This window comes from Deinococcus frigens DSM 12807, assembly GCF_000701425.1.
Taxonomy (GTDB): domain Bacteria; phylum Deinococcota; class Deinococci; order Deinococcales; family Deinococcaceae; genus Deinococcus; species Deinococcus frigens.
Map to the genome: position 1 here is coordinate 1 of NZ_JNIW01000061.1, position 19,970 is coordinate 19,970.

Annotated in this window: 20 protein-coding genes and 2 pseudogenes; 6 read left to right on the forward strand and 16 right to left on the reverse strand. The window is 66.0% G+C overall.

Annotated features, from left to right (window positions below; translation table 11 throughout):
- Both Q322_RS0116440 and Q322_RS0116445 read left to right on the forward strand, forming a co-directional pair.
- Positions 1-287, forward strand: a pseudogene (locus tag Q322_RS0116440) (IS701-like element ISPlag1 family transposase); the annotation flags it as partial.
- Positions 288-400: 113 nt separating this feature from the next.
- Positions 401-619: a hypothetical protein gene (locus tag Q322_RS0116445; protein WP_029478976.1), complete on the forward strand. Its 219-nt coding sequence runs from the start codon at positions 401-403 to the stop codon at positions 617-619.
- 66 nt (positions 620-685) lie between these two features.
- Here the strand turns inward: Q322_RS0116445 and Q322_RS0116450 are convergent, their stop codons facing one another.
- From Q322_RS0116450 to Q322_RS0116515, 14 genes are all read right to left on the reverse strand, one after another.
- Positions 686-1,372, reverse strand: coding sequence for a M48 family metallopeptidase (locus tag Q322_RS0116450; RefSeq protein ID WP_029478977.1), 687 nt, complete (start codon positions 1,370-1,372; stop codon positions 686-688).
- A gap of 107 nt (positions 1,373-1,479) precedes the next feature.
- Positions 1,480-2,361: a KPN_02809 family neutral zinc metallopeptidase gene (gene ypfJ / locus Q322_RS0116455; RefSeq protein ID WP_029478978.1), complete on the reverse strand. Its 882-nt coding sequence runs from the start codon at positions 2,359-2,361 to the stop codon at positions 1,480-1,482.
- Positions 2,362-2,510: 149 nt separating this feature from the next.
- The gene (locus tag Q322_RS0116460) at positions 2,511-3,626 is read right to left on the reverse strand and encodes an ABC transporter ATP-binding protein (protein WP_245593293.1); all 1,116 of its coding nucleotides are present in this window, start codon (positions 3,624-3,626) and stop codon (positions 2,511-2,513) included.
- Between the two features lie 10 nt (positions 3,627-3,636).
- Positions 3,637-5,187: an ABC transporter permease gene (locus Q322_RS0116465; protein WP_029478980.1), complete on the reverse strand. Its 1,551-nt coding sequence runs from the start codon at positions 5,185-5,187 to the stop codon at positions 3,637-3,639.
- A gap of 76 nt (positions 5,188-5,263) precedes the next feature.
- On the reverse strand, positions 5,264-5,755 hold the full coding sequence (locus tag Q322_RS0116470) for a hypothetical protein (RefSeq protein WP_029478981.1): 492 nt from the start codon (positions 5,753-5,755) through the stop codon (positions 5,264-5,266).
- Between the two features lie 70 nt (positions 5,756-5,825).
- Positions 5,826-6,824: an iron ABC transporter substrate-binding protein gene (locus Q322_RS0116475; protein WP_029478982.1), complete on the reverse strand. Its 999-nt coding sequence runs from the start codon at positions 6,822-6,824 to the stop codon at positions 5,826-5,828.
- A 124-nt stretch (positions 6,825-6,948) separates the two neighbouring features.
- On the reverse strand, positions 6,949-7,269 hold the full coding sequence (locus Q322_RS23530) for a hypothetical protein (RefSeq protein ID WP_156953113.1): 321 nt from the start codon (positions 7,267-7,269) through the stop codon (positions 6,949-6,951).
- Between the two features lie 253 nt (positions 7,270-7,522).
- Positions 7,523-8,542, reverse strand: coding sequence for a D-alanine--D-alanine ligase family protein (locus tag Q322_RS0116485; RefSeq protein WP_029478984.1), 1,020 nt, complete (start codon positions 8,540-8,542; stop codon positions 7,523-7,525).
- Between the two features lie 55 nt (positions 8,543-8,597).
- The gene (purD, locus tag Q322_RS0116490; RefSeq protein ID WP_029478985.1) at positions 8,598-9,860 is read right to left on the reverse strand and encodes a phosphoribosylamine--glycine ligase; all 1,263 of its coding nucleotides are present in this window, start codon (positions 9,858-9,860) and stop codon (positions 8,598-8,600) included.
- Positions 9,857-10,759 carry an MBL fold metallo-hydrolase gene (locus tag Q322_RS0116495; RefSeq protein ID WP_029478986.1) on the reverse strand — a complete coding sequence of 301 codons (903 nt, stop codon included), beginning with the start codon at positions 10,757-10,759 and terminating at the stop codon, positions 9,857-9,859. Before Q322_RS0116495 ends, purD begins: the two co-directional genes overlap by 4 nt.
- Positions 10,756-10,929, reverse strand: coding sequence for a hypothetical protein (locus tag Q322_RS24055; RefSeq protein ID WP_169739089.1), 174 nt, complete (start codon positions 10,927-10,929; stop codon positions 10,756-10,758). Before Q322_RS24055 ends, Q322_RS0116495 begins: the two co-directional genes overlap by 4 nt.
- 65 nt (positions 10,930-10,994) lie before the next feature.
- Positions 10,995-11,342: an RNHCP domain-containing protein gene (locus Q322_RS0116505; RefSeq protein ID WP_029478987.1), complete on the reverse strand. Its 348-nt coding sequence runs from the start codon at positions 11,340-11,342 to the stop codon at positions 10,995-10,997.
- Positions 11,343-11,355: 13 nt separating this feature from the next.
- Entirely contained in the window at positions 11,356-11,781 is a 426-nt protein-coding gene (locus tag Q322_RS0116510) for a hypothetical protein (protein ID WP_034418861.1), read from the reverse strand.
- Positions 11,782-11,987: 206 nt separating this feature from the next.
- Positions 11,988-12,884 (reverse strand): hypothetical protein, encoded by an 897-nt coding sequence (locus tag Q322_RS0116515; protein WP_029478989.1) that lies wholly within the window; start codon positions 12,882-12,884, stop codon positions 11,988-11,990.
- Between the two features lie 269 nt (positions 12,885-13,153).
- Here Q322_RS0116515 and clpB point away from each other — a divergent pair, with 269 nt between their 5' ends.
- Positions 13,154-15,712, forward strand: a complete 2,559-nt coding sequence (gene clpB, locus Q322_RS0116525) for an ATP-dependent chaperone ClpB (protein WP_029478990.1) — start codon at positions 13,154-13,156, stop codon at positions 15,710-15,712.
- A gap of 192 nt (positions 15,713-15,904) precedes the next feature.
- On the opposite strand, the gene Q322_RS0116530 is transcribed toward clpB, so the two are convergent.
- Positions 15,905-16,108 carry a helix-turn-helix domain-containing protein gene (locus tag Q322_RS0116530; RefSeq protein ID WP_029478991.1) on the reverse strand — a complete coding sequence of 68 codons (204 nt, stop codon included), beginning with the start codon at positions 16,106-16,108 and terminating at the stop codon, positions 15,905-15,907.
- A gap of 47 nt (positions 16,109-16,155) precedes the next feature.
- On the opposite strand from Q322_RS0116530, the gene pyrE reads away from it, so the two are divergent.
- Positions 16,156-16,725 (forward strand): orotate phosphoribosyltransferase, encoded by a 570-nt coding sequence (pyrE, locus tag Q322_RS0116535; RefSeq protein WP_029478992.1) that lies wholly within the window; start codon positions 16,156-16,158, stop codon positions 16,723-16,725.
- A 154-nt stretch (positions 16,726-16,879) separates the two neighbouring features.
- Here pyrE and proC read toward each other — a convergent pair whose 3' ends face one another.
- The gene (proC, locus tag Q322_RS0116540) at positions 16,880-17,671 is read right to left on the reverse strand and encodes a pyrroline-5-carboxylate reductase (protein ID WP_029478993.1); all 792 of its coding nucleotides are present in this window, start codon (positions 17,669-17,671) and stop codon (positions 16,880-16,882) included.
- A 922-nt stretch (positions 17,672-18,593) separates the two neighbouring features.
- On the opposite strand from proC, the gene Q322_RS0116545 reads away from it, so the two are divergent.
- Together Q322_RS0116545 and Q322_RS24215 are read left to right on the forward strand one after the other, a co-directional pair.
- Positions 18,594-19,343 carry a spermidine synthase gene (locus Q322_RS0116545; RefSeq protein ID WP_051668692.1) on the forward strand — a complete coding sequence of 250 codons (750 nt, stop codon included), beginning with the start codon at positions 18,594-18,596 and terminating at the stop codon, positions 19,341-19,343.
- Positions 19,344-19,763: 420 nt separating this feature from the next.
- Positions 19,764-19,970: pseudogene (locus Q322_RS24215) on the forward strand (IS4 family transposase); the annotation flags it as partial.

Consider the following 19,970-nt stretch of genomic DNA (forward strand, 5'->3'; position numbering starts at 1 on the left):
CCAACGACCCAGCGTTACAGACTGCGGACGACGTGCGCCAGACGCTCGCCGTCCGTTGGTCTGTCGAGGTCTTTCACCGCGAATTGAAGCAGATCACCGGGACCGAAGACTGTCAATGCCGTCTGGGGCGATCTCAACGCAATCACATCGGCACTGCCATGCTGGTCTGGATTCGATTGAACCAGCAGGCCAAAGAGGCGAAGAAAACGATATACGCGCTAAAATTCGGTCTTCTTGATGACTACATGCGCCAGCAGCTCAAAAACCCATCTCTGAGTTTCGCGTAAGCCCTAACCTTTAAATCGGAGCCCATATGAAGACCTCTTTACCCAGTTCTGCCCTGTCAGAAGGGGCGCGGCGGCAGACTTTTAAGGAAATCCCCAACCTCTGGAGGTAACCCATGACCGGACCCTACGACCGTCCCCCCGCCCCGGCAACTGAACCCACCGACACCCCGATGCCCCTGCCCGAGCGCATGCCCGGCGAGGGTGGCACCGGCCCCATCAGCGATCCGCCCGTCAATCCCGATCTGCCGGGGATGCCCATGCCTGACCCCACCGACAACCCGGATACGCCGGGCCTGCCTATTCCCAGCCCGACGCCCATGCCCGCGATGTAACGTCGCAGCAGGAAGGGGCACGAGACCAGAAGCAGACACGCTGTTACGCGGTCTGCTTCTCGCGTGTCACAGCGCCTGTCCGTATTCCCGCAGCCAGAGACGTTGCGCCTGCCAGCCCGGCATAACGCGCGATACATGCGCCCAGTAGCGCGGCGAGTGGTTCATCTCCAGCAGATGCGCGGCCTCATGCAGGGCGACGTATCGCAGGACCTCAAGCGGAGCGCGAGACAGTTTCCAGTGCAGGCGAATATCGCCCCGACTGCTGCAACTGCCCCAGCGGGTGGCCGTATTGCTGACCCGAACGGTGCCCAGTCGGTCTGCCATGCCCAGCAGATCGGCGTATTCCGTGACGAGGGCGGCGTAGGGAGCAAGGCAGGCCGCCCGCGTCCACGCTTCCAGCGCCCGCTCCGGTTCGTCTGCGGGCAGCAGCAGGTCATTGCCCACGCGCAAAGGTTTTTTCTGTGCCAGCTTGAAACGAAGCGTCAGCATCTCGCCCAGGAAAGGCAACTCCGCGCCGTCGGTATAAGCCTGCGCCCACAGCGAGCGGGCCGTATACTGCGCCAGGTGGTGTTCCACCCACTCCTGCCGCCGGAACAGGATGTCCTGGAGTTGACGCAGTGTCAGGCGCTGGGGAGCGTAGATCGTCACCGCGCCAGGTTTGACCTGCAAGGCCACGCTGCGCCGCCGGGAGCTGCGCTTAACGGTAACGGGGACGCCAGAAATGGTCCACGGGGCTGAACTCTGTACTGACATTGCCCCCAGGAAAGCGCATTGGCGCAGGCAGCGGGGCGAGGCGGTTCACGTTGTAGAAAAAAGGAAGGTGGGCGCGAGCTTCTCAACTCTGCGCCCACCGCTGCCGCCTACAACTGGTTGTAATTCTGATTAAAGGTGTCGCACTTGTTGGGATCGCCGGTCTCGAAACCCGTGGTGAACCAGGTGATGCGCTGCTGGCTGCTGCCGTGCGTGAAGGAATCGGGGACCACCCGGCCCGCCCCCTGGCGCTGCAAATTGTCGTCGCCGATGGCCTGCGCGGTATTGACGGCGTTTTGCACATCCGCCTGCGTGATCTTGGCCAGGTCCCTGACGCGGTTGCCCCACACGCCCGCGAAGCAGTCGGCCTGCAACTCCAGGCGCACGCTGTAGCTGTTGGCCTCGGCCTCAGTGCGGGCGCTGCGCTGCTTGCGCTCTACCTGATCGGCGATGCCCAGTTCATTCTGGACGTGGTGGCCGACCTCATGCGCGACGACGTAGGAATACGCGAAATCGCCGCCGCCACCCAGTCGCCGCTGCATCATGGAAAAGAAGTTGGTGTCGATGTAGACCTTGTTGTCCAGCGGGCAGTAAAACGGCCCAGACGCGCTGCTGGCGACGCCGCAGCCGCCCTGAGTGCCGCGTGTGTACAGCACCAGCCGCGCCGGGGTGTAGGTCCGCCCCGCCTGCTGAAACACGCCGCCCCAGACCTGATTGGTGCTGGTCATGATGCGGTCCATGAATTGAAAGTTCTCGTCGGTGGCGGGGGTGCCCTGGGGCTGTGATTGCGTCTGCGGCTGTGTCTGTGTCTGCACCGGGCCGCCGTCCCCACCGCCCAGAATATCGCCCGGATTGATGCCAAAGAACATGGCGATCAAAGCGATGATCAGCCCGCCGATGCCGCCCACCGCAATGCCGCCGCCGGGAATGCCGCCTCCGCCCCGCCGGTCCTCAATGCCGCCGCCGCCGCTGGGAAGATTTTTCCAGTCCATAGTCGTGTCTCCTTGAGTGCGGGCCGACATTGCTGCGGCCCGTGAAGCAGTCATTCGAGCCGCATTGTAGGCCGCGCGCACCTGACGGATTCTGAGGCGATCTTTAGGCAACACCGCTCAGCGCTGGCAACGCCAGGTCTGGCGGGGCTTTAGCGCACCGCCCGCCCGGCCCGCGTGGCACGCACGCGCACCCGCTGTCCCTCGGCGTGCAGGGCGTGGCCGGTGTCGTGGAGCTGCACTTCCTGCTGCCCCAGCGCCAGCGTGTAGGTCACGGCGTGGCCCCTGTACTCGCGGGCCAGCACCACGGCCTCGGCCCCGGAGCCGTCCGCCGTGAAGGCCAGATGTTCGGGGCGCACGCTGAGCATCACCGGGCCGTCCGCAACCGCCCCACCCTCCAGCTCAATGTTGCCCAGCACGGTGCGGGCCACCCCCGCCTGCACGGTGCCGGACAGCAGGTTGCTGCGGCCCAGAAAGGACGCCACGAACGCCGTGCGCGGGCGGGCGTAGACCTCCTGCGGGGTGCCGATCTGCTCGATCTGTCCGGCGCGCATCAGGGCAATCCGGTCACTAAAGGCCAGGGCTTCCTCCTGATCGTGCGTGACCAGGATGGCCGCCACGCCGCTGCGGCGCAGGATGGCGCGCACCTCCTGGCGGGTGGAGTGGCGCAGTTGCGCGTCCAGGTTGGAAAACGGCTCGTCCAGCAGCAGCAGCCGTGGGCGCGGGGCCAGCGCGCGGGCCAGGGCGACGCGCTGCTGCTGCCCGCCGGACAACTGGTGCGGCATACGCGACTCAAACACGGTCAGGCCCACCAATGACAGGGTTTCGCGAGCGCGGGGCAGGCGTTCGGCGCGCGGCAGCCGGTTCAGGCCGAACAGCACATTGCCCAGCACGCTCAGGTGCGGAAACAGCGCGTAATCCTGGAAGACCAGGCCCACGCCCCGGCGTTCGGGCGGCTGGGGCGGGGCGGTCATGTTGCGTCCGTCAATCCAGACCGCGCCGCCGTCCGGCTCCTCCAGCCCGGCGATCAGACGCAGGGTGGTGGTCTTGCCGCAGCCCGACGGCCCCAGCAGCGTGAGCAGCTCGCCGGACGCAACCTGCAAATTCAGCCCGTCCACCACCGGCGGCAGGCCAGCGGCGAGGTGACCCTGCGGGTGACCGTGTTGGTGGAAATACTTGACCAGTTGCCGCAACTCCAGCGCGGGCGGGGCGGAGGATTGGTGAGCAGCCCCGCCCAGCCCCGACATTTGCTGATCCATGACCGTCATTCAAACCACCTCATTCGCGTTCCCGCCGCAGGATCAGCAGGGTCAGCACGGCCCCGATGGCCGCCAGGGCCAGCGCATAGGGCGCGGCGCTGGCGTACTGCGCTTCCTCGGTGTAGGACCAGACGTTGCGGGCCAGCGTCTCGAAGCCGGTGGGCGACAGCAGCAGCGTCAGCGGCAGCTCCTTGAGAACGCTCAGAAACACGAACGCCGCGCTGACCAGCAGCCCCGGCCCCAGCAGCGGCAGCGTGACCCGCCGCAGCGCCCCGCCGCGCGTGACGCCCAGCACGCGGGCGGCTTCCTCCAATCTGGGCGTGGCCCGCACCAGCCCGCTGCGAATCGGGCCGATGGCCTCCGCGACAAAATGCAGGGTGTAGGCGATGATCAGCAGCGGCAGGGTCTGGTAGAGCGGCGGCGCGGCCCGCAGCACGAAAAAGGTCAGCGCCAGCGCAAAGGCCAGCGGCGGCGTGGCGTAGCCCAGATACGCGGCCCGCTCGATGATGCGCGGCCAGCGCCCGGTGAAGCGGCTGCCGATCACGGCCAGCGGCAGGGCCAGCGCGGTGGTGGTGACGGCTGCCAGCGCCGCCGCCCCCAGCGCGGACCGCAGCGCGTCCAGCAGGCCGGACCACGCGAAGGGACTGTGCTCCAGCCCCAGCCAGTACAGCATCGTGCCCAGCGGCAGCACCAGCGTCATGACCGCCAGCACGGCCACGAACACCCACGCCAGCGGGCGCAGACGTCCCAGGCGTGCGGTGCAGGGCTTTCTGGCGGTGGCAGGCGACACCCGCGACAGGAACACGCCGCGCATGAAGCGGGCCTCCAGCCACAGCACCGCTCCGGTCAGCAGCAGCAACAGTAGCGCCAGCCAGGCCGAGTACACCCGGTCATACGCTGCCGTGTACTGCTGGTAGATCGCCGCACTGAACGTCGGGTAGCGCATCAGGCTGACCACGCTGAAGTCGCCCAGGGTGTGCAGGCCGATCAGGAGGCCCCCCGACAGCCACGCCGGGCGCAGATGCGGCACGGTCACCTGCCAGAAGGTTTGCCAGCGGGTACGGCCCAGCAGGCGGGCGGCGTCCTCCAGCGCGGGGTCCTGGGTCCGCAGCGCGGCGTGCAGGTTCAGGAACAGGTACGGGAAGGTAAACAATGTCAGCACCAGCAGCGCGCCCCAGAAACCGCCCGGCCCCGGCACGCGCAGCCCGGTCAGGGTGTTGATGGCCCCGCCTGCCCCGCCCGCCGCGATAAAAGCGTAGGCCCCCACGTACCCCGGAATTGCCAGCGGCAACACGCCCAGCAGGGTCAGCAGACGGCGTGGGCGCAGGTCCGTGCGGGCCGCCAGAAAGGCCAGCGGCAGCGCCACCAGCGTGGTCGCCAGCAGCACCGATGCGCCCAGCAGCAGCGTGTTGCCCGCCAGCACCAGATTGCGGGAGCGGAACACGATCTCGCGCAGCTCGGCGGCCTCGGCTCCCAGGGCGCGCAGAACCAGGTACGACAGCGGCACCAGCACGCCCAGCACGGTCAGCAGGGCGGGCAGCAGCAGAAAAGGGGGCAGTTTCTGGGTCATAGCAAGGTTCTGGCACTGGGGCCAGCCGCGCCACTTTAACAGACCGGATTAGTCAGGATTGTCCCGCAACGACAGATCAAGCTGGACGCGTGCCCCTGTGCCCCCGCCACGCCCGCCAGGACAGCACCGCCAGCACCACCGGAGACGAGATCAGCATGCCGTTGCTCAGGCCCTGCGAGACCTGTGCCCTGACCGAACTGCCCGACTGCGGATCAGGCGGGGGCAGCAGCGCCCCCAGCAGCGCGTCCAGGCCGACGCCAGCGGCGATCAGCAGCAGGACGGCGGCCACGCCCAGGCTCAGGCTGACCCAGACCGGTTCCAGACCCGCGAATTGCAGCAGTCGGGGTAAGGACAGCACCACTGCGGCCAGCAGGCCCAGAGCCAGATACACCGCGCCGAAACTGCGCTCCAGACTGCCGCCCGCGAAGACGACGCTGCCCAAAACAAAGATCACCGCCAGTGCGGCCAGCACGGCCACCCCACGCGCCCAGGCCAGCGGCAGGGCCGTCAACACCAGGAGTACCGCCGCCGACACGCCCGCCCCCAAGAGCAGTCCCAGGATTTCCATAGCGCAGTGGACCATAAAAAGCCCCGCACCGGCAGGAACCGGAACGGGGTTGCAGGGAGGGCCGTAAAATTTACAGCAGCCCGGCGTCGCGCAGCAGCTTCTGTGCCTTCTCGATGTTCTTGGGCAGGGCGGTGGGATCGATCTTCGGGCCGCGCTTACTCACCTCGCTGAAGGGACGCATGGTGGTGGGTTGCAAGATATTGCCGATCACCGGGTACTCAAAGTTCACGCTCAGGAAGAAGGTCTGGGCGTCCTTGCCCACTAGACTGCTCAGGAAGCGGGAGGCGGCAGCCGTGTTCTTGCTGGTCTTCAGAATGGCCGCGCCCGTGGCATTGCCCAGGTTGCCGATGTCGCCGTTCTTGAAAAAGTAGGTGTCGATGGGGTAATTCAGGCGGTTGACGCGCTGGATGTAGTAGTGGTTGGTCAGGCCCACGTCGATTTCACCCGAGCGTATGGCTTCCAGCATCCCCACGTTGCTGGTCTTGTAATCCCTGGGTTGCAGCGCCTTCATCGCTTCCAGCCACTGCCTGGTGGTGGCCTCGCCGTGCTGGGCGATCATGCCCGCCAGGAAGTCCTGGAAGCTGGGATAGGCCACGGTCCAGCCGATGCGGCCTTTGAGCGAGGTCATCTTGGGCAGGTCCAGCACGCTGTCCGGGAGCTGCTCGGGCTTGATCTTCTCGGTGTTGTAGGCCAGCGTGCGGAAACGGACGGTGGTAGGCAGCCAGGTGCGGTCCGCCGGCAGGTAGTCCGCCGACACGTTGCGGGTCAGCGAGCTGCCCAGCTTGACGAAGCGGCCCTCGCTGGCCAGTTCACCCAGCGCGCCCACCGAGTTGCCCCAGAACACGTCGGCGGGGCTGCGGCTGCCCTCCTCGCGCAGGGCGGCCACCAGTTGCGCGTCGTTGCCGTAGCGCACGTTGACCTTGATGCCGGTCTGCTTCTCGAACTGCTGGACAATGGGTTCCACAAAGGTCTTGCCGCGCCCGGAGTACAGGGTGATGGATTGCGCGGACTGGGCCAGGGTCGTGCCGGTCAGCAAAAGGGCGATGGTGGACAGTGTTGCGTTTCGCATGCCGCTAATCCTAAGTAAACCAGTCAGATTAATGAGGGATAAATGTCCCGACAGTTCTGGAGGGTGCACCCAGACTCAACCGCAGCTCGGGATCATCCCAAAAGCACCAGACTTCTGATCCTCGTTAACCCCTTACCGATCTCCGCCGCCACGCCAGAACAGCAGCCAGCAACAGCGCCAGCGGAGTGGAAAATGTCATGAAGAGCGGCATGGGCAGCGCGAGGTCAAAAAGGATGGACCAGAAGTTCCGTGACTCCAGGATCGTGGTTCCCTGACTTTGAAGGATGACCAGCGACAGCCCGTCCCCACCAGTGAGGACGGCCAGCAGCAGCAACATGGTGGCCTGTCCGAGGCCGAGTGCCAGCCAGAGCGGCTTCCGGCCCCGAAAGCGCAGCAGATGAGGCACGGCCAGGCACAGACCGACGCCAACGTACAGGGCAAACACGCGCCAGTCTCCTGCCCCCGGCCCACCGCTGACCTCATTGTGTGCAAAAACGGAAATGAGCCAGGGCAATCCCGGAACCGTCAGCGCGGTCAGCCACCTCGCCCAGCGCAGAGGCAGCGCCAGGACACCCATAACTACGGCAAACGTGAAACCGATGCCCAGCCCTACTCCCAGAAAGTTCACCACATCCTGGTCTTCCACGCCTCACTTGACCACGGCGCAACTGACTTGAGGGCGGGCCAGAACAATCTCCTCAGCGTTCTTCCAGCGCAAGCTCCACCAGCCGCGTGACCAGTTCGCTGTAGCCCAGACCTGCCGCCTCGAACAGCTTGGGGTACATGCTGGTCTGCGTGAAACCGGGCATGGTGTTGACCTCATTCAGGACCAGTTCGCCGCTTTCCTCCAGGTAAAAGAAGTCCACGCGGGCCAGCCCGGCGCAGTCCAGTGCGCGGAAGGCACTCAGGGCCAGCTCGCGCACGCGGCGGGCTACGTCTTCGGGGATGGGGGCGGGGATGTGGACCTCGGCGCGGCCCTCGGTGTATTTCGTCTCGTAGTCGTAGTACTCGGCACCGAAGCGCAACTCGCCCACCGGGCTGGCGATGGGGGCGTCGTTGCCCAGCACGCCCACCTCCAGCTCACGCGGTCTGCTGGCGGTCATGGCCTCCAGGATCACGCGGCGGTCCAGGCTGAAGGCCAGGTCCAGGGCGGCGTCCAGCTCCTCCGGGCCATGCACCTTGCTGATGCCCAAGCTGGACCCCAGGTTGGCGGGCTTGACGAACAGCGGAAAGCCCAGTTCGGCGGCCCGCGCCCGCACGCCGTCCCCATCGCTGCTCCACTCGCGGCGCACGGCCAAGCGCCACGCCACCTGCGGAATCCCTGCCGAGGCCAGCACCTGCTTGGTCATCACCTTGTCCATGCTGACCGCCGAACCCAGCACGCCGCTGCCCACGAAGGGGATGCCCGCCAGCGTCAGCAGGCCCTGTACCGTGCCGTCCTCGCCCATCGGCCCGTGCAGCAGCGGAAACACGGCGTCGTAGCCCTCGGCGCTGGCGACGCGGTGCAGCACCAGATCGCCGCCGGAATCCGCACTGCCGTTTTCCAGCGCCTGCCGGGTGTCGGTGGGGGGCAGCCAGCGCCCCTGCTTGCTGATCGCCACGGGCGTGACATCAAATTGGTCGCGCGGCAGGGCCGCCAGGACACTGCGGGCGCTCATCAGGCTGACCTCGTGTTCCCCGGACTGGCCGCCTGCCAGCAGCAGAATGCGCTTCTTCATCGGGGCGCAGTATGTCATGCAGATGGCGGGTGACCGAGGGGCTGGTTGGCGGAGGTCAGACGTCCTCCACCGCCCGCGCCCCGATGCGCCCCCCAATATCGCGCCGCAACTGCGCGCCCGCAAAATCCACGCGGTCCGCCAGCGCATAGGCCCGCGCCAGCGCTGTGTTCAGCGTGGGGGCGACGGCGGTGATGGCCAGCACGCGCCCACCGCTGCTTTGCAACTCGCCGCCGACTTCGCGGGTTCCGGCGTGGTAGATAATTTCGTTCTCAGCGGTGCTGGGCAGACCCACGGGCACGCCGCGCACCGGATCGCCGGGATAGCCGGGGGCAGCCAGGACAATGACCGCGCTGGCCTCATCGCTAAATTCAACGGTCTGCGGGTCCAGCTCGCCCCGCACCGCATCCAGACAGTGCTGCGCGAGGTCACTCTGGAGCAGCGGCAACACCGCCTCGGCCTCCGGGTCACCGAAGCGGGCGTTAAATTCCACAACTTTTGGTCCGTCTGGCGTGAGCATCAGTCCGGCGTACAGCACGCCCTGGAACGGCATGCCCTCTGCGCGCATTCCGGCCAGAGTGGGTGCGATGATGCGCTCCCTGATGTAGGTCAGATCCGACTCAGACAGCGGAAACGGGCAGACCACGCCCATGCCGCCGGTCATGGGGCCGGTGTCGCCTGCATAGATGGTCTTGTGGTCCTGACTGGGCGGGGTCAGGGCGAAGGCTGAGCCGTCGGTCAGGGCCAGCACCGACACCTCCTGCCCGGTCATGAAGTCCTCGACAACGGCGCAGGCGGCAGATTTATTGTCTGCCACGCTGAAGATATCGCGCAGGGCGGCTGCCGCCTCGGTCAGTGACCCGGCAATCGTGACGCCCTTGCCCGCCCGCAACGTGGCGTCCTTGATGACGATGGGCGTGAATTGGCTGTCCAGATGGGCCAGCGCTCCCTCCAGATCATTGAACGTGACGTGCTGTGCGGTGGGGACGCCGTGCCTGAGCATGAACGCCTTGCTCCAGCCCTTATCGCCTTCCAGACGACTGGCGGCCTGCGTGGGGCCGAAGGCGGGAACGCCGCGCGCCGTGCAGGCGTCCACCACCCCTGCCGCCAGATATGCCTCGGGGCCGACGACGACCAGATCCACCGCCTCGCGCACCGCCAGTTCGGCCAGCGCATCGGCGTCCTGGGCGCTGTCCAGAATCCGGGCGAGTTCCGCGATTCCAGGATTGCCGGGCGTACACAGCACCGCATGCCCCTGCCGCGCGCAGGCATGGACGATCGCATGTTCGCGCCCGCCGCCGCCGATGACCAGTACCCTCACGGAGTGCGAACGGCCTTCTTCTGCCAGTAGCGCATCAGCCCCTGCACGCTCATCCACGGCGGACAGGCGAAGTCGTAGCGTGCGGGCAGGTCCTCGCCCTCGGCCAGCAGTTCCTGCATCAACACTCTGGTATACGCTTCAGAAATCGCCTCGATATCCTGTCCCGCGTCCATCCCGGCGTGAATGCGTCCCGCGTCCAGGTCCATCTTTTCCAGCAGGCCGTCCCAGTGGGCCGCATCCTGGGCGTAGCTGCCGAAGTGGGCCACATGCAGGGTGTGGGCGTCCCGCTTACGCAGCGCGGCGACGCTGTCTTTCCAGACCTCCAGATCGATGTCCGGCGGCGGCGTGGGCGCACGCGGGGTCTGACGGGTGTCCAGACGCACCCCGCCCACATCCCCGACGAACAGGTCAGGCCCGACGTGGTAGGCCAGGTGGTGAACCGCGTGGCCCGGGGTGTAGAGGGCGTCCACGGTCACGTCCCCGATCTGGAGCGTCTCGCCACCCGCCAGCACGGTCATCCTCTCGGCGGGAATCGGCAGCATCTCGCCCCACAGGCGGTTCATCGCGTCACCGTAGATCTGGGTGGCGCTGGCCACCAACCGTTCCGGGCTGGCCAGATGCTTCGCGCCACGCTCGTGGACGTAAGCGCGCGCCTCCGGCACCCGCGAGAGGATGGTTCCGGCAGCCCCGGCGTGGTCGAAGTGAATATGGGTCAGCAGCAGATGGCGCACGTCGCTCAGCCCGGCTCCCCGCGCCTCCAACCCGGCGGTCAGCGCAGGTAGGGTGCTGGTAGGCCCGGTGTCCACCACCGCCAGCCCGTCCCCCGTATCCAGAATGTACGAGGCGATCACGCCGGGGGTGTCCTGAAACTTCAGGTCCACCATCTGCACGCCCTTCATGCGGCTCCCGCCACGCGCGCCACGGCCAGCAGGGCGGCGGCGGCGAACTGCACGAAGGCCACGGTCCGCAGCGCCCCCACATTCGAGGCGGACTTGAGCGGCCCCAGACTGAGCATCAGGAGAAATGTCGCGCTGAGCAGGATAAACCCGCAGAAAAGCCAGAGAGCCATATGGAACAGGATACGGGGTTGCCGGGCAACGGGTGATGGGTGACCGGAAACAGCCGTCCTGAGCGCTAATGCGCGGGCGTGGTCAGCCCGATCAGCCCGTCCCAGTCGTCCGGCTGACGAGCGTCGTCCAGCGCGGCGCGGTTGCGGCCCGTAAAGCCGCACTTGTGGCACTGGTGGACGATGATCCAGCCCTTCTTGCCACTTTGCTCCGCGCCCACCGGCACCAGCAGGCCGTGGCAGGTGCTGGCGCGGTCGCCGGGCAACACATCCACATGCAGGCTGTGCAGACACACGGGGCAGTGGTTGCGGACGCTGCCATTGGTCAGCGGCAGGACCGCTGCGCCACAGTGCTGGCAGATAAAGGCGTTGTTGGTACCCTGTACGGTAAAGCGGCGGCTGGAGGTGTCGGTCACGCCCAGCCTCTGCTCATGGCTTGCGCCTCATCGCCTGCTGCCGCGCCGCCCAGCGGGAATCGAGAAAAGCGCGTATTACTGCCGTGCCCACCAGCGCCGTTCCCAGCAACAAAAAGGCCAGGCCCGCGCCGCTGACCACCCAGCCCTGCCACGCCACCGATCCGGCCAGCATGCCCACCACAAAGATCACCAGGCCCGCCACCATGCACATGCCTACGGTCAGCCGCCAGGCCCACACGCTGCCGCGCCAGACGCCATACAGCAGCGCGGCGGTGGCCACGGCGTACAGCAGATTGCGCCCCCAATCCGCCGTCTGCCCCTGCACCAGCCCGGCCACGAACGGCGTCACCGACACCATGAAAATGCCGGTCAGCACCGCCAGCGTGGGCGCGCGCCCGGCCTCGGCCTGCCGGGGATCAAAGGGGGAAGAGGCAGACATCAGGCCCCTATTTCAACACGTCCGGGGCGGGACAATTGGGGCGAGCATCCGCGCCACGAAAAACGCCCCCGCCCTGACTACCGGAAGGGGCGTTCACGGGTGAAGATTGGAGGCCGGGCGTCAGGCTGGCATCCGTCCGAACAGTTTGAGGTTCGCTGCATCTGGCACGCCTCATTCTTGACATGCAACTTGGCGGTCTTTCAGCTTCAACGCTCGACGGTGAAGTCCAGACTCAGCGCCTGCCCCTTTGCGCCGCCCGCGAACATCTTGCCAAAAGGCGTGGCGGTCAGTCGGTGCTGGCCAGGCGCTAACTGACCGGAGCCGCAGGCCAGGTAATCGCCTTTCTTGCCCTTCTTGTCCTTGCTGTCGCCGCACATGGAAAAGGGGGCCTCATTCTCGGTGTAGTCCTTGACGCCTTTCTGGGCAAAGCGGATGCTTCTGACACCGCTGCCCACGTTGGCCCGGACGTTCAGGCGCGGGGGCAGCGCGGACAGGCGCAGGCGCGCGCCGGGCTGGACCGGATCGAAGCCGGGGACAGGCTGGTTGGTATCGGCATTGATCAGCGTGAAGCTGACCACAGCCAGGGCGGGCACAGGGGCGGGTTTCTGGGCCGCGCTGCCCACCACGGTGTAGGTCAGCGCGGCTGCCAGTCCTGCCGTGCCGCCCCCGTTGGCCGCGTCAAAGGGCGTTGCCAGCAGGCTGTGCGTGCCGGGCGCGAAGACCGCCGCCGGGCAAGGTTCGTAGTTGCCGCCCTGATCGTTGCACAGCGAGTACGGTGCACCGCCCTGCAAACGGTAATTGCCGTTGCCATCCAGACCGAACCAGATGCTCTTGACCGCGCCTGAGACGTTCGCGCGCATGCTCAGCCTTGCGGGCAATTTGGCCGCGTCCAGCGTGGCCCCCGGCCTGACTGGATCGAAACCCGGCACCGGCTGATTGGTGTCGGCGTTGATCAGCGTCAGGCCCGTGACGGTGGCGGGGGCAGTGGGGTTGACGGAAATGCTCTGGCCCTTGACGGTCTGCGCGCCAGCAGCGGGCAGCACAAGAGCCGCGAATGCGAAAGCACCCAGCAGGGCGGTGGGAAGCGATGAGGACTTGGACATATGGCTCCTGAAAAACGGCGGGATGGCGGAAAGGGAGAGGGGACGCACGACGGACACCGCCGTCAGTTCCCTCTGGATGTACCTGGCCAGGATGACCGCAGGCTGATCGGAGCGCACATCTGGCGTTCAGCAGGCCGAACGGATCGCCGCAGATCGTTCCCTGACATGCGAAGCTAAACCCTCAATAAACTTGACATGACCGCACTCAAGTTTCAGAATGGGGGGAGATTGTACGACTGTCCTTTTCCCTGTTTTCCGGAGGTTTCCACTTGAATCCCGAACGCTTTACCGAGGCGAGTGCGACCGCCATCAATTCCGCCCAGCAGCTTGCGCAGCAGAGTGGACACCAGACCCTGACGGTGCCGCATGTACTGAGAACCCTGACCGACAACGACACCGCCGCCCGCGCCATCACCGCAGCGGGGGGCAACATCCAACACCTCCGCACCGCGCTGGATGCCGAGCTGAACAAGCTGCCGCGCGTGCAGGGCGGCGGCGAGCAGCTTCATCTTGATCCGGCGCTGAACCGCGCTTTTGGCAAGGCCGACACCATCGCGGGGCAGTTCGGGGACAGTTTTGTGGCCGCCGACGCGCTGCTGCTGGCCCTGCGCGGCGAATCGAAGCTCAGGGAGCTGCCCAGAGAAGCCGAGCTGAACCGCGCCATCTCCGAGGGGCGCAAGGGGAAAACCGTGACCAACAAATCCAGCGAGGGCCAGTTCGACGCCCTGAATAAATACGGCACCGACCTGACGCAACGCGCCAGGGACGGCAAATTCGATCCCGTGATTGGCCGCGACGAGGAAATCCGCCGCGCCATGCAGATCCTGTTGCGCCGCACCAAGAACAACCCGGTGCTGATCGGCGAACCGGGGGTGGGCAAGACCGCCATCGCCGAGGGCCTCGCCATCCGCGTGGTCAGCGGCGACGTGCCGGAGGGCCTGAAGAACAAGCGCATCGTCAGCCTGGAAATGGGCAGCCTGCTGGCCGGGGCCAAGTACCGGGGTGAGTTCGAGGAACGCCTCAAGGGCGTGATCGACGAGGTGATCGCCTCTGCGGGCGAGATCATCCTGTTCGTGGATGAGCTGCACACCATCGTGGGCGCGGGCAAGACCGAGGGCAGCCCGGACGCCGGGAACATGCTCAAGCCCGCGCTGGCACGCGGCGAGCTGCATCTGATCGGCGCGACGACGCTGGACGAATACCGCGAGATCGAGAAGGACTCCGCGCTGGAACGCCGCTTTCAGCCGGTGATGGTCAACGAGCCGACGGTGGAAGACACCATCTCCATCCTGCGCGGCATCAAGGAGCGCTATCAGGTCCACCACAACGTGGAAATCACCGACCCGGCGCTGGTGGCCGCCGCCACGCTGAGCGAGCGCTACATCACGGACCGGCAACTGCCCGACAAGGCCATCGACCTGATCGACGAGTCGGCGGCCCGCCTGCGGATGGCGCTGGAGAGCAGCCCGGAGCGCATCGATCAACTGTCGCGCCGCAAGCTGCAACTGGAAATCGAGCGCGAGGCGCTGAAGCGCGAGAAGGATCAGGACTCGCAGAACCGCCTGCTGGACATCGAGGACAGCCTTAAAGCCATCACCGACGAGCTGACCGAGGTGCGCGGGCGCTGGGAGGCCGAGCGCGGCGAGGTGGCCGTCCTGCGCGAGAAGCGTGAGTCGCTGGACGCCGTGCGGACCGATATCGAGCGGGCCAAGCGCGACTACGATCTGCAACGCGCCGCCGAGCTGGAATACGGCAAGCTGCCGCAGCTTGAAAAGGACGTGCAGGACCTGGAAAAGAAGCTCAAGGGCGCGGAATTTGCCCACATGGAAGTGACCGAGGAGGACATCGCCGCCGTGGTCAGCCGCTGGACCGGTATTCCGGTTTCAAAGCTGATGGAAGGCGAGCGCGAGAAGCTGCTGCACCTCGAAGACCAGCTCCACCACCGCGTGATCGGGCAGGACCGGGCGATTACCAGTGTGGCCGACACCATCCGCCGGGCGCGGGCGGGCCTGAACGATCCGAACCGTCCGCTGGGCAGTTTCATGTTCCTGGGGCCGACTGGCGTGGGCAAGACCGAGCTGGCCAAGGCGCTGGCCGAATACCTGTTCGACAGCCAGGACGCGATGGTGAGACTGGACATGTCCGAGTACATGGAAAAACACACGGTGGCCCGCCTGATCGGAGCGCCTCCCGGCTACGTGGGTTACGAGGAGGGCGGCCAGTTGACGGAAGCCGTGCGCCGCCGCCCCTACAGCGTGCTGCTGCTCGACGAGATCGAGAAAGCGCACTCGGACGTGTTTAATCTGCTGCTTCAGGTGCTGGACGATGGCCGCCTGACCGATGGGCAGGGCCGCACGGTGGACTTCCGCAACACGCTGATCGTTCTGACCAGCAACGTGGGCAGCCCGCTGATTCTGGAGATGCAGGCCAATGGCGACGACGCCTCCGAAATCCGCGACGCCGTGCTGGGCGAGTTACGGGCCCAGTTCCGCCCGGAGTTCCTGAACCGCGTGGACGACATCATCGTGTTCGACGCGCTGACCGCCGCTGATCTGCACCGCATCGTGGATATCCAGTTGAATGGGCTGCGCAAGCGGCTGGCCGAGCGCCGCGTCACCCTGCATGTGGACGACGCCGCCAGGGACAAGCTGGCCCAGATCGGCTACGACCCGGCCTTCGGCGCACGCCCCCTCAAGCGTGCCATAGCCCGCGAGATCGAGACGCCGCTGGCCCGCGAGATCCTGCAAGGCCATGTGCCGGACAACAGCGTGCTGAACGTGGAGTACGTGGATGAACACTTCCAGTTCGATACGGGAGTGCTGAACTGAACGCCTTTGATCTCAGAGAGCGTGCCGTCAAGGCACCTCTCTAGCTCTGAGGCGCTCAAGAAAGTGAAGAGCCGCACAGGAGGTTGCCTCGCCCTCCGTGCGGCTGTTCTCCATGCTGACGGCAGCAGGTGTTGGACGACGCCGATTTCGTTCTCACGACGAAACAAACAGGAGTTACAGCACCAACACAATTCACGACAGGCTGATGTCCAGTCGCCGTTCCAGCACCCGCCGGGCCAGTTGATGCAGGCTGCGCGGATCGTACTCGCCGCGCTCCAGGAGTTGCAGCAGCGCCACCGACAGACCGGCCTCGCGGGCCAGATCCTCCTGCGAGAAGCCCAGGAGCTGCCGCCGCACTCTCACCACCAGCGCGCCGGGAAAGGGGACCGAGGTCATGCGCCATGATGCGCCGCCCTGAGCGATGAGAATGCGATACTCCCCGCATGGACGTTCTCGCGCTGTACCGCCAGGCCGGGGCCTACCACGAGGGGCACTTTTTGCTCGCCAGTGGCCGCCATAGCCCCAAATTCCTGCAAAGCACTACCGTGCTGCAATATCCGCACCTGACCGGACAGATCGCCGCCGCGCTGGCGCAAAAACTGACCGATGCAGGCGTGCAGGCTGGCCTGCTGGTCGGCCCCGCAATGGGCGGCGTGATTCTGGCCTATGAAGTGGCCCGGCACTCCGGCGGCGAGGACGTGCGCGCCATCTTCGCCGAGAAGGATGGGAAAGGCGGCATGAAGATCCGGGAGGCGTTCACGATTGCGCCGGGTGAGCCGTTTATTGCTGTGGAGGACGTGCTGACCACCGGAGGCAGCGTGCTGAAAGCCGTGCGCGCCGCCGAGGCTGCTGGGGGCAGATGCGCCGCGATTGTCTGCATCGTGGACCGCCGCGCCGTGGAAGGTCCGCTGGAAGGCCACACGCTGGTGTCGCTGACCCGGCTGGTCTTCGACACCTACCCGCCCGGCGAGGTGCCGGAGTGGCTGGCGAACATTCCGTTGCAGGAAATCTGACGTTTATCCCGAGCTAGGTGCCAGACAGGTGAGGGGTCTGGATAGTGCTCAGGCTGATGGTTCCAAGTTCCAGAACCATCTGGAGAAGGGCTTGTCACGGTGGTCTTGACGGCGTCTAAACTCTGCGCGCAGAAGCGAGGCGAGCCTCTGCTGGCTACTCCTGATCCAGCCCCAGTTCCGTGCCGCGCCGGGTGGCGTCGATCACTGCCTGCATCAGGCCGCCGCGCACGCCCGCCGCTTCCAGGGCGGCCAGTCCGGCAATGGTGGTGCCGCCGGGCGAGGCCACCTCGTCCTTGAGCATGCCGGGATGGGCGCGGCGTTGCAGCAGCTCGCCGCTGGCCACCAGCAGTTTGGCGGCCAGTTCGTTGGCCAGCACGCGCGGCAGGCCCATGCGCACCCCGCCGTCGGCCAGCGCCTCGGCGACCACGGCGGCGTAGGCAGGGCCAGAGGCGCTCATGCCGGTAAAGGCGTTGAACAGGTGTTCGGGCAGATCGTAGGCATCGCCCACCGAGCCGAACAGGTGATGCGCGAAGGCCAAATCGCCCGCGCCCTCGGCCTCGGGCGGCCCGGTGATGGCCGTCTGCGACAGGCCGATGGTGGCCGCCAGATTGGGCATCACGCGCACCACCCGCTGCGTGCCCAGCCGCCGTGCCAGGGTGCTGACGCTCACACCCGCCATCGTGCTGATGTATCCGGCGTTTTCTTGCGCCAGCCACTCGCAGGTTTCGGGAAACACGCGCGGTTGCAGGCTGACCAGAATGCGCTGCGCGTCGGCCAGGTCCGCCCGCAAAATTACCCGCGCCCCGGTGCGCGCGGCGATGTCCTGCACGCGCGCCATGTTGGCGTCGATCAGCCCGATCTGCGCGGGCGCGATCCCGCCGCGCGAGGTCACCCCCTCCAGCAGGGCCAGACCCAGTTTCCCGACGCCGACGATGGCAAGTTCCATGCGCGGCAGTATAGGCGGGAGTCGCTGAGGCGCGGCCTGACGGTCTAAAAGTCTGACCGTCCGAAGGCCAGAAGATTGGAAGTCTCGGTCTTTGCCCCTCCCTCCTTGCGGGGGAGGCTGGGACGGGTGCAGCTCGCGTAGAGGGGGGTGGGCGGCTGAGCCGATCCAATGTTGAGGATGCTCGCCCCAGCACTTCTTGATCCCGGCGTCAGTTGGAATCCATGGTGCGGCGAGGAAGTAGAACGTCTTGCGCGCGCTGCCAGGCACGCAACCTATTGTGTCTGCAAGGCGGTTTCTGAATGGGCACAGCCGTTCCCAGGGACATCGAGTTTCTCGTCCGCCCACACCAATTCGGCAGGATTAAAGCAATCGTCACAAGAGTGGTGCGCGGCAGACCGAACGGGCCGGCAAGCGTCTTCATGGGCATCTGTTCATGACACCCGCTTGCTGTTCCCAGGACGGTGAGTGGATTTGACGAGACATGGGGGAGCATAGAAACTTCCATTGGACCTTTTTTCTGACGCCGTCATTCGGACCAATGCTCTACCCGGCGCATTTGGGGGCAAGTCCGCCAGAGACAGGCGACCGTGGAGATTCATGACCCTCCGGCATTCCCTTTGCCCGGCGAATCCCGGCATTGTCCGGCACCGCACCGGCCTTTTCCCGGAATGCAACGGAGCAGATGCTCAACAAAGCCGATGACAGCCCTCTTACGGATCGCACCTGTCTTTGCATGCAGGTCTTTATGTGCTGGAAGAAGCCGATATGCAGCGGGAGATGCCGGGGCAGGTCGAGTCAAGTAGAGTCAATGGGTGTCTGCACGACTCCTGCTCTCTTTCATGTGTTTGAATGCCGCCCGTCTCGCCTCCCCAACTCTCGCTTCCCCCCGTCCTTCAGTGGTCTGCGCTCCACCGGACCCCGCATGATTCCGTGGGTTCCGCTGGCCCGCGCCGCCATTCCCGGCACGGGGCAGGACCTGTGCCTGTACCGCCGTGGCGAACAACTGGAGTTTTCCATCCAGATCTCGGGCTACGTCAGCGAACTGATGAACAGCCGCATGCACGCCTCCGAAGACGCGCTGGCCGAGCTGGGCTGCGCGGTGATCGTGGGCCGCCCGGCCCCACGCGTGCTCGTAGGGGGCCTGGGCATGGGTTTTACACTCGCAGCCGCCCTGGGGGCGCTGGGACCGGACAGCGTGGTCACGGTGGCCGAACTGGTGCCAGAGGTCGTGGAGTGGAATAAAGGCCCGCTGGGCGAGTGCGCGGCCTTTCCGCTCCGGGACCCCCGCACCCGCGTCCATGTGGGCGACGTGGCCGAGCTGCTGCGGCGGGGCCACTCTGCCTACGACGCCGTGCTGCTGGATGTGGACAACGGCCCCGAGGGCATGACGCACCACGGCAACGGCTGGCTCTATTCGCCGCCCGGGCTGGCCGCCGCGCGGCGCACCCTGCGGCCCGGCGGCGTGCTGGCCGTCTGGTCCGCCACACCCGATAACCGCTTTACCCGGCGGCTGCGGCAGGCTGGCTTCCGGGTAGAGGTGCGAACGGTGCGTGCCCGCCCCAGCAAGGGGGCACACCACACCATCTGGCTGGCCCACCGGACGCAGGGTGAAGCCGTCACCCCGGCCCGCACCCCACGGCTGGTCCGGCGGAAGCGACGCGCTCAGCCCTAACGCTGCTGGGGCAGCTCCCTAATCTCAGGCAAGAGTTGTGCTGGCTTCCCAGCCGTGACGAGAGACAGCCCAGCAAAGCGTTCGCTTAAAGGGGCCTGTGACGGCCAACGGCCTGGGTTCAAGGGTGCGCTGGACGTGGGAGGCGGCGGATGAGGCCCCAGAATTGCCACCGGCCACTGTGAACTTATACGGATTCCGATTGAATCATTTGCAAAAACGGTAAAATCTGAGCGGAGCGAGTAGGGAAAATTACGGGTTTCGCATATGGATTACCACTCCGGCGCTTTCCCGGATTGGTAAAGAATTAAGCGGAATCCGTATCAGTCAATGGTTCGGACACTTTTGGCGAAATCAACACGTGATCTAAAAAACGGGTCTCCAGTAGGGTGAAGTTCTCAAGACCACACCCAAGGAGACCCGATGTCGATCTTACCTGTCCTGCTCACGCTGCTGGCCTTTCCTGCTCACCAACAGCGTTTTCTTCTCCACCTGATGCCCTTGTGGCAGGCCATCCCTGGCCGTCTGAACGCGCTCAATCTCAGCCGCTACAGCGGCTGGAATGAGCGCACTTTCCGCCGCTGGTTTCAAGCGTCATTGCCCTGGATGCTGCTTCACTGGAGTCTGGTG

Excerpts from the sequence above, each read along its gene's own strand:
- pyrE (WP_029478992.1), top strand. The coding sequence starts at position 16,156 with ATGGACGTTCTCGCGCTGTACCGCCAGGCCGGGGCCTACCACGAGGGG.
- Q322_RS0116470 (WP_029478981.1), bottom strand. The coding sequence starts at position 5,755 with ATGGAAATCCTGGGACTGCTCTTGGGGGCGGGCGTGTCGGCGGCGGTA.
- Q322_RS24055 (WP_169739089.1), bottom strand. The coding sequence starts at position 10,929 with ATGGCTCTCTGGCTTTTCTGCGGGTTTATCCTGCTCAGCGCGACATTT.
- Q322_RS0116460 (WP_245593293.1), bottom strand. The coding sequence starts at position 3,626 with ATGACGGTCATGGATCAGCAAATGTCGGGGCTGGGCGGGGCTGCTCAC.
- Q322_RS0116445 (WP_029478976.1), top strand. The coding sequence starts at position 401 with ATGACCGGACCCTACGACCGTCCCCCCGCCCCGGCAACTGAACCCACC.
- Q322_RS0116530 (WP_029478991.1), bottom strand. The coding sequence starts at position 16,108 with ATGACCTCGGTCCCCTTTCCCGGCGCGCTGGTGGTGAGAGTGCGGCGG.
- Q322_RS0116475 (WP_029478982.1), bottom strand. The coding sequence starts at position 6,824 with ATGCGAAACGCAACACTGTCCACCATCGCCCTTTTGCTGACCGGCACG.
- Q322_RS0116515 (WP_029478989.1), bottom strand. The coding sequence starts at position 12,884 with ATGTCCAAGTCCTCATCGCTTCCCACCGCCCTGCTGGGTGCTTTCGCA.
- Q322_RS0116495 (WP_029478986.1), bottom strand. The coding sequence starts at position 10,759 with ATGAAGGGCGTGCAGATGGTGGACCTGAAGTTTCAGGACACCCCCGGC.
- proC (WP_029478993.1), bottom strand. The coding sequence starts at position 17,671 with ATGGAACTTGCCATCGTCGGCGTCGGGAAACTGGGTCTGGCCCTGCTG.
- Q322_RS0116510 (WP_034418861.1), bottom strand. The coding sequence starts at position 11,781 with ATGTCTGCCTCTTCCCCCTTTGATCCCCGGCAGGCCGAGGCCGGGCGC.
- Q322_RS0116485 (WP_029478984.1), bottom strand. The coding sequence starts at position 8,542 with ATGAAGAAGCGCATTCTGCTGCTGGCAGGCGGCCAGTCCGGGGAACAC.
- Q322_RS0116450 (WP_029478977.1), bottom strand. The coding sequence starts at position 1,372 with ATGTCAGTACAGAGTTCAGCCCCGTGGACCATTTCTGGCGTCCCCGTT.
- Q322_RS0116465 (WP_029478980.1), bottom strand. The coding sequence starts at position 5,187 with ATGACCCAGAAACTGCCCCCTTTTCTGCTGCTGCCCGCCCTGCTGACC.
- Q322_RS0116545 (WP_051668692.1), top strand. The coding sequence starts at position 18,594 with ATGATTCCGTGGGTTCCGCTGGCCCGCGCCGCCATTCCCGGCACGGGG.
- ypfJ (WP_029478978.1), bottom strand. The coding sequence starts at position 2,361 with ATGGACTGGAAAAATCTTCCCAGCGGCGGCGGCGGCATTGAGGACCGG.